The organism is Ensifer adhaerens, from assembly GCF_001270265.1.
In the GTDB taxonomy this organism is placed as follows: Bacteria; Pseudomonadota; Alphaproteobacteria; order Rhizobiales; family Rhizobiaceae; genus Ensifer; species Ensifer adhaerens_B.
Genome location: NZ_LGAP01000020.1, coordinates 78,963 through 91,746, shown reverse-complemented (window position 1 = coordinate 91,746; position 12,784 = coordinate 78,963). Strand labels below are relative to the sequence as shown.

The window sequence follows — 12,784 nt, the reverse complement described above, 5'->3', positions numbered from 1 at the left end:
CCAGCCCATCGGAAGCGCACCCGCGCCTTGCCGCAGGATGTCTACCTCATGAAGCAGAAAAACAGTTTGCCGGCCATCTTCCTGACGCCGGCCATGATGATCCTGGCCGTACTCGCGCTCGTTCCGACGGTTTACGCGATCTACATCTCGCTGCAGAACCGAGAGCTGAGCCGCCCGGATGGCGACTTCGTCGGCCTCGCCAATTACATCGATCTCTTCTCTGACCGTCGCTTCATCAACGCGATCGGTGTGTCGTTGACATGGGAAGCGGTGACGGTGGGCATGACGTTGATCGTTGCAGTCGGCCTCGGCATATTGCTGTTCGAATGTGCCTCGCCGCGCATGCGGAACATCCTAGCCCTGCTCTTTCTGATGCCGGTGATCCTGCCGCGTGTCTCGGCGGCTTTTGTCTGGAAGTTTGCGTTTCATCCGCTCTACGGCATTGCCACCTACCCCTACAAGGCCATCACCGGCCAGCCGCTCGACCTGTTGTCCAATCCGGCAACCGCGCTTGCGACCGTGGCCCTGGTCGACGTCTGGCAATGGGGGCTGTTCTTCTCGGTCATCGTGCTCAAACTTCTGCAGACTTTGCCTCCGCAACCTTTCGAAGCCGCACGCCTCGACCATGCCCGCACCTGGGAAACCTACACTCACATCGCCATTCCGATGCTGAAGGCGCCGCTGATCTCGCTGGCCTTCGTCAAGATGATCGAGTCGCTGCGCGCCTTCGATCTGATCTACGTCATGACGCGCGGTGGACCCGGCATCACGACGGAAACGCTCGACATGTACGCCTTCTCGCAAGGCTTCATCGAGTCCGGACGAATTTCCTACGCATCGAGCATGGCCGTCCTGATGATGATTGCCACGTCCATCGTCTTCACCTTCATCTGGAAGAGGGTTCAGTGATGAGCGCGCGCAAGCTGGGCCGCCTCGTCGGCCGCATTCTTCTCCTGGTGGCCGCGTTCTCCGCCGTCTTCCCCGTCTTCTGGACATTGCTCAACGCTTTCAAGAACCGGGTCGACATCGTCACCCCGACACCGCTGTTCATCTTCACGCCGACGCTTGACAACTTCGCCTATGTGCTTGGCCGCGAGAGCGTCTTTGCCGGACTGATAAACTCGCTGATCATCTCGGGCGCATCCGTTTTGATCGGCGCGCTTTTGGGTCTTCCCGCTGCCTATGCGATTGCGCGTTATCCCAATCGCTGGTCGCGCGACGTCCAGTTCTTCGTGCTTTCGCTGCGCTTCCTGCCGCCGGTGGCGATCGCTATCCCGCTGATGGTCATCTGGCTCGACTTCGGCCTCTACGACACGCGCCTCTCGATGATCGTCACCTACACCCTTTTGACGCTCGCCACCGTCATCTGGCTCAGCGTTCCGGCCTTCGCACGGGTACCGAAAGAGGTCGAGGAGGCGGCGCGGGTCGATGGATACGGACCCTATGCGATCTTCTTCCTGATCGCCCTGCCGATAGCGCTCAGATCACTGATTGGCGCGGTCGCCTTTGCCTTCGTGCTCGTCTGGAACGAGTTTCTGATCGCGCTGATGCTGACGACATCGGATGCCAAAACATTGCCGATCGTCGCGTCGGAACTGACCCAACTTGGTCGCGACGTGCCGTGGGGCATCCTCAATGCCTCCGTCGTTCTTCTCTCCATACCACCACTCCTCTTCATTGGAGTGCTGAGTGGCATGCTCAACAGCGCCTTCAAGCGCAAGACATCGTGACAACAAGGAAAGCATTCATGCAAGCGTTGGTCCTCGAAGAGAAGGGCGTCCTGTCGCTGAGGGAGATCGAACTCCCCCTCGAACTCGGTCCCGACGACGTCAAGATCGCCATTCATACCGTCGGCGTCTGCGGTAGCGACGTACATTACTATACCCATGGCGCGATCGGGCCCTACGTCGTGCGCGAGCCTATGGTGCTCGGCCACGAGGCAGCCGGAATCGTTATCGAAATCGGTGGCAATGTCGGCAACCTGAAGGTCGGCGACCGCGTCTGCATGGAGCCGGGCGTGCCGGATCTTTCGTCCCGAGCCTCCAAACTCGGCCTCTACAATGTCGATCCGAACGTGCGCTTCTGGGCGACGCCGCCAATCCACGGCGTCTTGACGCCGCAGGTCGTTCACCCCGCCGCCTTCACCTACAGACTGCCGGAAAACGTCTCCTTCGCCGAGGGCGCCATGGTCGAACCCTTCGCCATCGGCATGCAGGCGGCTGCACGGGCACGCATCGCGCCGGGAGATGTCGCCGCGGTCATCGGCTGCGGGCCGATCGGGATCATGGTTGCGCTCGCCGCGCTCGCAGGTGGATGCAGCCGCGTCTTCATCTCGGATTTCAGCGCGGAGAAACTCGCAATTGCCGGACAATATCCGGGCATCACACCTGTCAATATCGCCGAGCATCCCTTCGTCGAAACCATCGCCATGGAGACCGGCGGCTGGGGGGCCGATATCGTATTTGAGGCAAGCGGCAGCGCTAGGGCCTTCTCAGGCGTCTTCGATCTTGTCCGGCCAGGCGGAGCCCTGGTTCTCGTCGGGCTGCCGGTTGAAGCGGTCGCCTTTGACGTACCAGGTGCAATCTCCAAGGAAGTCCGGGTCGAAACGGTGTTTCGCTATGCGAACATCTTCGATCGGGCGCTGCAACTGATTGCGTCTGGGAAAGTCGACCTCAAGCCACTGATCACTGAGACATTCCGCTTCCAGGACAGCATCGCTGCCTTCGAGCGGGCGGCCGCTGCGCGGCCCTCCGATATCAAGCTGCAGATCCTCATCGACAGCGGGAAGGAATGAGCCATGGCGAATATCGTCTGTTCAAACGTTGACAAGCAATACGGCGCCGTCAGCGTCATTGCGGACTTCAACCTCGACGTCGCGGACCACGAATTCATTGTCTTTCTCGGTCCGTCCGGCTGTGGCAAGTCCACGCTCCTCAGGATGATCGCCGGGCTTGAGGATATTTCCGGCGGCAAAGTCGCCATCGGCGGTCGTACCGTCAACGACCTGCCGCCCCGCGACCGAGGTGTTGCGATGGTGTTCCAGAACTATGCGCTCTACCCGCATATGACCATCTACGACAACATCGCTTTCGGACTGAAGCGAATGAAAGTGCCGAAGCCTGAGATCGAGCAACGCATTCGGGCGGTGGCAGCGACACTGGGGCTTGACCCCTACCTGGGCCGCAAGCCGACGGAGCTTTCGGGCGGGCAGCAGCAGCGCGTCGCCATCGCGCGTGCGATGATCAAGACGCCACGCGTGTTTCTTTTCGACGAGCCTCTCTCCAATCTCGATGCGAAGCTTCGAAACCACATGCGCGTCGAGATCGCGCGGCTGCATCAGAAACTGAAGACCACTACGATCTACGTCACGCACGACCAGTTGGAAGCGATGACGCTTGCTGACCGCATCGTGCTGATGAAGGGCGGTGCGATCGAGCAGGTGGGCACACCAGCCGAAATTTACGATCGCCCGCGAACGTTGTTCGTCGCCGGTTTCATCGGCACGCCGAACATGAACTTCATCGACGTAACGACGGAAAAGGTAGACGGCGGCTGGTCGCTTCGTGGCGCCGGTTGCAATATCCATGCGGCAGGCACAAGGTTCGCGTTGACCCCGGGCCAGAAGGTCGTGCTCGGCTTTCGTCCGGCCGATCTGGAAATTGCGACATCGGCGGATGATCAAGCCAACGTGGTCGCCGGTGTTGCCGATCTCGTCGAATTTCACGGCAACGACGCCTTGGTGACATTCCTCTTTGCCGGCAAGGAGATCGGCGCCCTGGTCAAGGCCAGCGCCTGTCCGAAACCGGGAGATCAGGTTGCGTTCACGATCGGTGAAGAGAGCCTGCATCTCTTCGATCAATCAAATGGACTGTCATTGCTGAAAGCATGAAGCCGCCGGCTTTTAAGCGAGGTCCCTTCTATCACTCGACGCCCCGAATGGTCACGGGGCGCGCTCCTCCTTTGCCAAACCAGGGTCGAGAGCGCCCAAGGGACGAACCGGCGTTCACGCGATTTCGATTTTACTCGCCCCCATCTGTGCCATAGCCTTCTGCGGTTCAATCACACCGGGAGGAAACGCCATGAAACGCAGACTTCTACTTGTCGCGGCCGCCTTGGCCTGTTCAGTCGTCGGGGCATACGCCCAGGACACGTCAATGAGTTTCTTCGTCACCAGCGCAAACCCGGGCAAGGGCGGCGATCTTGGCGGCCTTGCCGGCGCCGACGCCTATTGCAACACGCTCGCCTCGGCGGGTGGCTCGACCGGCAAGACCTGGAAGGCTTACCTGTCCACCGACGCTGAAAACGCCAAAGATCGCATCGGCGCCGGCCCTTGGTACAACGCCAAGGGTGAAAAGATCGCCGACGATGTCGCCTCCTTGCATAGCGACAAAAACAACCTGACGAAGCAGACCGCGCTTAACGAGAAGGGCGAGGTCATCAACGGGCGCGGCGACACGCCGAACCGTCACGATATTCTCACCGGCTCCAAGGCCGACGGCACGGCCGCGCCGGAAACCTGCGGCAACTGGACCCTGAGCGGGACCGACGGTGCGGCTATAGTCGGCCACAGCGACCGAACCGGCCTGAACGACAGCGCCGAGGCCAAGTCCTGGAACGCGTCGCATGCGACGCGCGGCGGCTGCACCCAGGAAGCCTTCAAGGGAACGGGCGGCGACGGTCTATTTTACTGCTTCGCTGCGAACTGACCGCAACAGCGTGCCCTGCCGAACGGCGGACGGCATCTCGTAGATGCCGAGGGTCAGGTTTGCCGTGCGGCAGGTAGACGCGGTCCCATTGCTATCGTTGAACGACGTCCGCTCGCGACCGCGGCGCAGGGGTGGCGAGCCATTGGCTTTTCCACGGTTAAGTGGCTTTGTTTGCAAAGGGGTAGAGCCTTTCCAGGAAAAGCGTAAAAACAAAGAGATAGAGCGTTTCTGCGACTCCGTCTAAACCGGAAGCGCTCTAGGCGCAGCCATATCGACGGCATCGTCCCTTTCCCATTCAAGCTCATGCGACAATCGAACACGGCGATCCAGCGCGTTGCCGTGGATCTCGGTGCCGGTCGCGCTTCTGATCGGCGGGATCGGGGCGGTCTCGGCCCGGCCTGACGTCAAGGTTCGGCCAAGCGCCTTGATAATGGAATAAATGTTTGATCTACTAAAAAATCAGAACATACATTCTCCGAGCGACACATACTCGCTCGGACCAAGGGAGAGGACTGAGATGAAGAGATTTCTGATTTCTGCGGCCGTTTGCGCCTTGGCGGCAACGACGGCACATGCCGAGAATATCGGCATTGCGATTGCCCGTTCCGACAGCGCCTTCTTGACGATCCTGCGCAGCGGCATGGAGGGGCGCGCCGCCGAGCTCGCCAAGGTTACCGTCCAGGTCGAAGATGCACAGAACGATCCGAGCCGGCAGCTCGATCAGGTGCAGAACCTGATCTCGGCGGGCGTCGATGCCATCGTGGTCGTTGCCGTCGACGGCGACGGCACGCCGGCCATCACCAAGTTGGCAAGCGAAGCCAAGATCCCGGTCGTGTATGCGAACCATCCACCCGCCGATGTCGACAGCCTGCCGGAAACGGCCGCCTTCGTCGGCTCGAACGAGCTGGACTCCGGCACGATCCAGACGAAGGAAGTCTGCAAGCTGCTCGGCGGCAAAGGCGATCTCTTCGTCCTGATGGGGCCTTTGAACAATCATTCCTCACTGACGCGCACCAAGGACATCCACGACGTCATCGCCAGCGCCGATTGCAAGGGCGTGAAAGTGATCGAAGAACAGAGCGCCAATTGGGATCGGCTCGAGGCGACCAACATTATGACGAACTGGCTGTCGGCGGGCACCAGGTTTGACGCCGTCATCGCCAACAACGACGAGATGGCGATCGGCGCAATCCAGGCGATGAAATCCACCGGTGTCGACATGTCGAAAGTGGTTGTTGCCGGCATCGATGCGACGCCGGATGGGCTTGCCGCAATGGCGCAAGGCGATCTGGACGTAACGGTGTTCCAGAATGCCGTCGCTCAAGGGGCAGCCGCCATGGATGCGGCCGTGGCGCTGGCGCGCGGCGAAAAGACCGAGCGCCATATCTGGGTGCCCTTCGAACTGGTGACGCCGCAGAACATGAAGGATTATGCCAAGGCCAACCAGTAAATCCGGATTGAACCCTGACGTCTCCAAATGAGCGGAGGGCCATGGACGGCAACGTCCGTGGCCTATCTCTCCCACTACACTGGCACCTGCCGACCTTCGTCGCCGAAGGGCACCGCCTCGCAGGTTAGCGAGCCCCATTCCATGTCAGTTCGGAGCCGAATCCCGGTCCTTCACGTCCACGCGCCGATCGTCGCCGCCAAGCATCTGCATGAGCGCAAGCTCGCTGCGAACGCCGCGCTGATAGATCTGGATAATCGAGGCGCCAAGCCTATCCGCCTCTTCGCTATCAGGCTCCAGTTCGTGGCTGAAGCAGGCGTGTCGGAACACGCGCTGGAGCATTTTCAGTTGATCTTCATCGATTGCCAAGTCACGGAAATATCGATCCATCTGCCTCTGATCCTCCAACATCAAAGCAGGTTGAGATGACCTTTCAGATATTGGAAACGATCGCGAGATTTTCCAGAGGCCGATGCGTCTCTCGAGCAGATTCGCCCGGGAACCGAAGTGCGCCGTCTGTTGGAACATTTCGGCGCAGAAGTCCGCATCTTCGACCCGGAGGGGCTTCCGCTTGCGGATAGCGCTCCCGTCGATCACGACAAAGTCCAGAAACGGCGCCGCCGCTCGGAATGGTTGGAGGGCCAGGTCTGGGGCAGGCCCGGAGGGGCACGACATCATGAAGGCGCAGATCGATTGGATACCGCTGTCGCTCGGCTCGGCTCGGCCGACGCTGGGCAAGACCCTTGCCATCATGGAAGTTTCCGGCGGCAACCAATCCTTCAACGCCGACAGCCGGATGAAGCCCTCGTCCTGTTACGACCGTGTCGTCGATGTCTGCGAGGAGCTCATCAAATTCACGCTGCTGGCCCGCGACGCCTCGGCCTATCTGACGGATCGCTACAGCGAGCGTAAGGAAGGCGAGGCGCGCGACCTTTCGATTGCGGCCGTCATTCGACAGGTGCGCAGCGATGATTTCCAAGGGTGGCCGTTGCGCCGCACGCAGGAGATGTACACAGTCGGGTCATGTTGCCCGTTGCCGACATCAATCTCCGTCTTCTTGAAGACCGCATGGACACGCTTTATCGCACCGACGGTAAAGGCCGGCTTCTTTCCACCAACGAATGGGATGCAAGCCCGCCGCCGCGATTTCACCTCATGCGAACCCGCCAAGGGCCGATCTTTCGCTGCCATGCCGATCTTCCGGGGCAGCTTGTCGATGACCTCGGACAATTATGCCGCGCGGAGAAGCCCGAAACGGCATTCAACCGCTTGCCTGCCCTGCATGACTGCTATCTCGATCTGTTGAGCCGGCACAAGCCGGTCGAAAAGATCTGGTCCGGACCGGCCTACGTGGCCGTTGAACCCGGCCCGCCGGCGGTAGAACCGGCGCGCATCACAAATGGCAATGCCGAACTGCTTCATGCGCATTTCCAGGATTGGTTGCCTGACGTCCCACATAGACAACCCTTTTTCGCCAAGGTTCTGGATGGCAAGGCCGTGTCGCTCTGCTGCAGCGTTCGCGTATCAAACACCGTGCATTGCGCCGGCGTCGAAACGCACCCGGATTTTCGCGGCAATGGCTATGCACTCGACGTCGTCGCGCGATGGCCCCGGGAGGTCCGCGCTCACGGCGCTACGCCTTTCTACAGTACCGCATGGGCCAACGCCGCATCTCAACGGGTCGCCGCGCATCTCGGTTTTCGGTTGGTCGCCGTCGACTTTCACATGACCTGAGCGGGAATCTTCGTACGAGTCGCTCTCGCGCAGCGAAGGATGAAGAGAAGTCACATCCGGAGCGAAACTTCTCGAAGGCTCCGTCGATTACGACAAATGGATCGACACAAGCCTGTTTGAAGAGGCATACAAGGACGCCGACGCCAATCCGTAACGCGGCCTTGCGTTTTTTCTCGCCGATCCGCGCTGACAAGGTGTGGGTCGGGAATACCGTGATCAGTTCTGAAGCATCCCGATGATACCCACTGCAACCGTGCTCTCGCCTCCTTCCGTGCCGGATGGCCGCACCCCTGTTTGCAACGCAGGTCGGCGGTGACCAGATGACCGCGATCCCGAACGGCACGGACGCTGCCGGCGCATCTGCGACCCGCCATTCCCGCATCGTCGCGCTGGTCGTCGCCATCGCCTTCTTCATGCAGATGCTCGACGGAACAATCGTCATCACGTCCTTGCCGCAGATGGCAATCTCCTTCGGCGTGCAACCCGTCGCCATGAGCATCGGCATCACCGTCTACATGCTGACGATGGCGGCCTTCATTCCGCTCTCCGGCTGGCTCGGCGACCGCTTTGGAGCGCGCAACGTCTTCCTCGTCGCGATCGCCATCTTCACGCTCGCGTCGCTCTTTTGCGGCTTGTCTGCGAGCCTCGGCCAGTTCATCGTCGCCCGCGCCGTGCAGGGCATCGGCGGCGCCCTGATGACGCCAGTCGGCCGGATCATCGTCCTGAAGAACGCCCGCAAGTCGGAGCTTGTCGGCGCGATCGCGCTCATCACCTGGCCGGCGCTGATCGCCCCAGTCGTTGGCCCGTTGCTCGGCAGCGTCATCACCACGTGGTTCAGCTGGCATTGGAATTTTCTGATCAACATCCCGATCGGCCTGGTCGGCCTTGCGCTTGTACTGCGCTTCGTTCCGGACCAGCGTGAGGAGGAGGCGCGCCGCCTCGACACCAAGGGCTTCCTACTGTCGTCGACCAGCCTCACCCTGGTGCTGGCCGGCCTCGAGGCTTTCGTGCACGGCACAGCCAATGCGCTGGCGATCGTCCTGCTGCTGGCAACGGGTGCGGCCGTCGGGGTGATGGCAACACGGCACTTCAAGGCGATCGCCAATCCGCTGCTCGATCTCTCCACCTTGAAGGTTCAGACCTTTGCGATGTCGACATTGTCGGCCGGCACCGCCTGCCGCGTCGCAATCAATGCGACGCCCTTTCTGATCCCGCTGTTGTTTCAGGTCGGGTTCGGCCTCGATCCGATCCAGACCGGTATTTATGTGCTTGCCTACTTCGCCGGCAATCTCGCGATGAAGTCGGTGACAACGCCGTTGCTGCGTCGTTTCGGCTTCCGCACCGTCCTCGTCGGCAATGGCCTGCTCGCGTCACTGGCGATCGGCGCCTGCGCAACGCTGTCGACAGATACACCCAGGCTGCTCACGCTCCTGCTGTTGTTTGCTGCCGGGCTTTTCCGCTCGATGCAGTTTACGGCACTCAACACCCTTGGCTTTGCCGACATCAATGCGAGCCAGCGCAGCTCGGCTTCGACCCTGTCGAGCATGCTCCAGCAGGTCGCCATGCTTATGGGTGTTGCCGTTGCCGCCGCCGTTCTCAACCTGTCGCAGGCGTTTCGCGGCGGCGAGACAGCGACGCTGCCTGATTTCCGCTGGGCATTTCTTGTCATCGCGACGATCGGCATTCTCTCGACGCTGCGTTTTCTGGGCCTGCCGCGGGACGCGGGTGCCGAAGTCTCAGGACATTCGAGGAATACACACGCGACATAGCGACTTCAATTGGACCGCGATTGAGCGTGAGGCGGACCGCAGTGGCCCGCTTCACGGTCAGTCTTCCAATCTCAAACGGAAGCGGGCGGAAAAATCGCCCTCCCACCACATCGGGAAGTTCGTTCCCCACTTGTTGTTGTGGAGGTTGAAACGAACGCCGTCATTGAAATCCGGCAATGTCTTGCAGAAGGTCATGAAGTCGCAGGATTGAGGCGCAACCAGCGGCGTGTCGAGCGGCTCGATGGACAACTTTTCTCCTGAAGCGAGATCGCCTCTGACGGCTGTAACCGCCTGAAGTTGCGCGCCGCCCCCGGCGGCAATGTGGCCGGACTTGTGCCAGAGCCCCATCTTGCGCAGGCTCCACGCGACGTCGCCCGAAGGCGTGAAGGAGAGGAAGCTCGCCTCGGGCATGCGGTTGGCAGCTTTTGCGTGCAGGGTCAGGCGAAGTTCAAGCGTATCGCCTTCGCCTGAGAAGGCGAGAGCCACACGGTTCGGCGCGCCGTATTGGGCGACCGCCTGCTCAGGCATGGACATGAGCACGCCCGATGCATCCGCCGCCTGCAAGATCGGCGCAAATACCTGGGACAGCGCCGCGCCGGACCGGGCAAGACCCGGCTTGTCGTGATCGAGGATCGCCCATTCCTGGCGATGCGTCAGGTAGGTGTCCATGTGCCTGTTGACGTCGGTGGCGTCGTAGCTCTCGTAGCGATAGGCGATCAACGGCCCGGAACGGCCGGCAATAGACCGCCCGGACGGAGACGTCAGCGACAGGATGTCGCCCGTCGAAGGCCCAAGTTCGATCGACCAGCCGCCACATGCAAGACTGCTCCGCCTGTCTCCCCCGGCCATGAGGGCCGGCACGGCCAATTCGGCCAAGGCGGCATCGGCCGCCGCCGCGTCCGCGCCGTCGAGCGCCGCGCGGGCGTCATCAAGGTAGGCGCGCTGCTCGCTCCAGGAGGCTTCGGTATAGGCAAAGCGGTGGTCGCTCTTGCGGGCCGTCTCGAAGTCGGGACGGGACCATGCCCTGTCATCGCGCAGATAGGATTTGATGTCGACGCCGCAGGTGTGTTCCGCGGCCATTGTCAGCTTCTGCCCAAAAGCGACACGGCTGGCGGTCAAGCCTTCCGCCGCGAACCGGTCGTAAAGCCGCTGGAGCGCGAGGAAGCGGGCGGTCTTTATCGGATCGGAGGCGCTGCCGTGGATCCAGCTGTCGCCAAGCTCGTATTCGACGAGGGGGAAGGCTTCCCGCGCATCCCAGACGAGCGCGCCGTAGTCTTCGAGCGTTGCCGCCCGGACTGTCGCATCCGGGTGCTGATGGCGCATCTCGCGATAGACCTCGGCTGTCTGCGGCACGCTTTGCGGACCGATATTGTCGCTGGTATGGGCGAAGCTCAAGCCATCGGCAAAACCGGCGGGGAAATAGGTTTCGCCGTAGGATCGCTGATACATGACGACGATCTCCGCTCCGCCGGGCGCTCGCCAGCGAAAGATGTCGGGCGTCTCGGGCGGTGGCGACGCGGGGTTGACGCCGAGATGCAGGAACCGGATGCCGGCCTCCGCGAGAAGCGGAACCATACCCAGCGTATGCCCCGGCACATCCGTCATCTTGGCCGCGATCGTCCTCTTGCCGAACCGCCGGTCAAGCTCGCGCGAATAGGAAAGGCCGGCGCGGAAAAGCTCCGGCGACATCAACTCGGTATGGGTGGTGAACGGCAACCCGTGCCAGCGGATCAGGCCGAGATCGATCGCCCGTTCGAGCTTCTTCACCTCCGCCGCCGAACGCGACATCAGGTGATCCCAGATCAACCAGGCGCCCGTCGTCCAGACGAACTTCAGATCCTGCGGATCCTCGGCATAAAAATGCTCGGCCGTCTCGATCGCCTGGGGGATGAACCGCTCATGATATTGGCGGCGGACTTTTTCCGCGTGGTCGGTGAAGCCAATGTCAAGATGGGTCTTGAAGACCAGATGCACGCGCTTTTCTGTCATGTTGTTCCATTCAGCCGACGGTGCCGCGAACGACGAGGCGGGTGGTCAGGGTTTCGACCAGGGGGTCGGCATCCGGTGTCTTGAGGCGTCTGAGGATCAGCCGGACGAGGGCGCGAACGCGGTCGTCGAGGTCGATGCGGACGGTTGTCAGGTTGTAGCTCTTCCAATGCGCCTGCGGGATATCGTCGAAGCCGACGACCTTGACATCATCAGGCACGGAAAGCCCGAGTTCGTGCCTGAGGGCATCGATCGCGCCGAACGCGCCGACGTCGTTGGCTGCGAAGATCGCGTCTGCGCCGGAACCGACACGAAAGAGATCAAGCGTCGAGCGATAGGCCGTGTCGTAGGTATAATCGCCAGGAACGGTGACAGGCGGCGCCATGCCGCGGTCGGCAAGCACCTGCGCGATCATCCGTTCGCGTTCGGTATTGGCGAGGGACTGCTTCTTGCCGCCGAGATAGGCGATGCGGCGGACGCCATAGCCCTGCAGCAAGGCAACAGCCTGTTCGATGCCGTCCTTCTGCCGCACGAGAAGCCGGTCATAGAGCGTTTCGGACGCCTTGCCGGAAAACGCATCGGCATCGTCATAGATCACGTAGATCGGGACGGCACGATCGAGAAAGCTGCTGAGAACAGCCGGCTCGATATTCTCGGTAAAGGCGATCACCGAATCGGGATTGAAGCCGCGCATATAAGTGAGCAGCATCGGGTCCATGCTGAAATCAGCCTTCGCCTTGAACAGCAGCGTCGCGAAGCCCTCTGCCTGCAGCGCCGTCGTCAGGGCGTCGATCTCCTGGCTTTCCCAGGGGCTGCAGACATCGGGAACGATCATGCCGACCAGATGCGACCGCCTGGTCACCAGCGCGCGCGCGGCCATGTCAGGCGTATAGTTCAGTTCGCGCGCAACCTTCAGGATGCGATCGCGCTTCTCCGGCTTCAGTGAAGCATTCGGATTGAAGGCGCGCGAGACGGCGACGCGCGAGACATTGGCCTCCCGCGCCACCAGATCGGCCGTGGCGCGCGCTGCTTTCCTGTCGGGTTTCTCGCTCATGGGATCGTGCTCGGCGCAGAGAATGAAAACGTGTTCAAATCAACCTGCACCAATCGCCGCGCATTCGTCAAGACATCAATCGAAAACA

Annotated in this window: 11 protein-coding genes and 1 pseudogene; 9 read left to right on the top strand and 3 right to left on the bottom strand. The window is 61.4% G+C overall.

The window, feature by feature from the left end; translation table 11 throughout:
- Positions 1-48 precede the first annotated feature (48 nt).
- From AC244_RS23830 to AC244_RS23805, 6 genes are all read left to right on the top strand, one after another.
- Positions 49-909: a carbohydrate ABC transporter permease gene (locus AC244_RS23830; protein ID WP_053251337.1), complete on the top strand. Its 861-nt coding sequence runs from the start codon at positions 49-51 to the stop codon at positions 907-909.
- A complete protein-coding gene (locus AC244_RS23825; RefSeq protein WP_053251303.1) occupies positions 909-1,730 on the top strand; it encodes a carbohydrate ABC transporter permease in 822 nt (273 codons plus the stop codon). The genes AC244_RS23830 and AC244_RS23825 overlap by 1 nt, the downstream gene beginning before the upstream one ends.
- Before the next feature lie 17 nt (positions 1,731-1,747).
- Entirely contained in the window at positions 1,748-2,794 is a 1,047-nt protein-coding gene (locus AC244_RS23820) for an NAD(P)-dependent alcohol dehydrogenase (RefSeq protein WP_053251302.1), read from the top strand.
- A 3-nt stretch (positions 2,795-2,797) separates the two neighbouring features.
- Entirely contained in the window at positions 2,798-3,889 is a 1,092-nt protein-coding gene (locus AC244_RS23815; RefSeq protein WP_053251301.1) for an ABC transporter ATP-binding protein, read from the top strand.
- A 190-nt stretch (positions 3,890-4,079) separates the two neighbouring features.
- Complete coding sequence (locus AC244_RS23810; protein ID WP_053251300.1) at positions 4,080-4,706, top strand: hypothetical protein; 627 nt, start codon at positions 4,080-4,082, stop codon at positions 4,704-4,706.
- Positions 4,707-5,223: 517 nt separating this feature from the next.
- The gene (locus AC244_RS23805; protein WP_053251299.1) at positions 5,224-6,156 is read left to right on the top strand and encodes a substrate-binding domain-containing protein; all 933 of its coding nucleotides are present in this window, start codon (positions 5,224-5,226) and stop codon (positions 6,154-6,156) included.
- A gap of 144 nt (positions 6,157-6,300) precedes the next feature.
- Here AC244_RS23805 and AC244_RS38265 read toward each other — a convergent pair whose 3' ends face one another.
- Positions 6,301-6,750: a hypothetical protein gene (locus tag AC244_RS38265; protein ID WP_234717013.1), complete on the bottom strand. Its 450-nt coding sequence runs from the start codon at positions 6,748-6,750 to the stop codon at positions 6,301-6,303.
- Between AC244_RS38265 and AC244_RS35625 the strand changes: the two are divergent.
- The 3 genes and pseudogenes from AC244_RS35625 to AC244_RS23785 all read left to right on the top strand — a co-directional run.
- A pseudogene (locus tag AC244_RS35625) lies at positions 6,658-7,078 on the top strand (NAD(P)H-dependent oxidoreductase); the annotation flags it as partial. The gene AC244_RS38265 and the pseudogene AC244_RS35625 overlap by 93 nt on opposite strands.
- Before the next feature lie 344 nt (positions 7,079-7,422).
- Positions 7,423-7,887, top strand: a complete 465-nt coding sequence (locus AC244_RS23790; RefSeq protein ID WP_053251297.1) for a GNAT family N-acetyltransferase — start codon at positions 7,423-7,425, stop codon at positions 7,885-7,887.
- Between the two features lie 320 nt (positions 7,888-8,207).
- Positions 8,208-9,656, top strand: a complete 1,449-nt coding sequence (locus AC244_RS23785; protein WP_053251335.1) for an MFS transporter — start codon at positions 8,208-8,210, stop codon at positions 9,654-9,656.
- 57 nt (positions 9,657-9,713) lie between these two features.
- Here AC244_RS23785 and AC244_RS23780 read toward each other — a convergent pair whose 3' ends face one another.
- Together AC244_RS23780 and AC244_RS23775 are read right to left on the bottom strand one after the other, a co-directional pair.
- Complete coding sequence (locus AC244_RS23780) at positions 9,714-11,645, bottom strand: DUF5054 domain-containing protein (protein WP_053251296.1); 1,932 nt, start codon at positions 11,643-11,645, stop codon at positions 9,714-9,716.
- Positions 11,646-11,655: 10 nt separating this feature from the next.
- Positions 11,656-12,696 carry a LacI family DNA-binding transcriptional regulator gene (locus tag AC244_RS23775; protein WP_053251295.1) on the bottom strand — a complete coding sequence of 347 codons (1,041 nt, stop codon included), beginning with the start codon at positions 12,694-12,696 and terminating at the stop codon, positions 11,656-11,658.
- Positions 12,697-12,784: the final 88 nt, after the last annotated feature.

Coding starts and splice junctions, on each gene's coding strand:
- AC244_RS23785 (WP_053251335.1), top strand. CDS start 8,208: ATGACCGCGATCCCGAACGGCACGGACGCTGCCGGCGCATCTGCGACC.
- AC244_RS23805 (WP_053251299.1), top strand. CDS start 5,224: ATGAAGAGATTTCTGATTTCTGCGGCCGTTTGCGCCTTGGCGGCAACG.
- AC244_RS23830 (WP_053251337.1), top strand. CDS start 49: ATGAAGCAGAAAAACAGTTTGCCGGCCATCTTCCTGACGCCGGCCATG.
- AC244_RS23775 (WP_053251295.1), bottom strand. CDS start 12,696: ATGAGCGAGAAACCCGACAGGAAAGCAGCGCGCGCCACGGCCGATCTG.
- AC244_RS23810 (WP_053251300.1), top strand. CDS start 4,080: ATGAAACGCAGACTTCTACTTGTCGCGGCCGCCTTGGCCTGTTCAGTC.
- AC244_RS23825 (WP_053251303.1), top strand. CDS start 909: ATGAGCGCGCGCAAGCTGGGCCGCCTCGTCGGCCGCATTCTTCTCCTG.
- AC244_RS23815 (WP_053251301.1), top strand. CDS start 2,798: ATGGCGAATATCGTCTGTTCAAACGTTGACAAGCAATACGGCGCCGTC.
- AC244_RS23780 (WP_053251296.1), bottom strand. CDS start 11,645: ATGACAGAAAAGCGCGTGCATCTGGTCTTCAAGACCCATCTTGACATT.
- AC244_RS23820 (WP_053251302.1), top strand. CDS start 1,748: ATGCAAGCGTTGGTCCTCGAAGAGAAGGGCGTCCTGTCGCTGAGGGAG.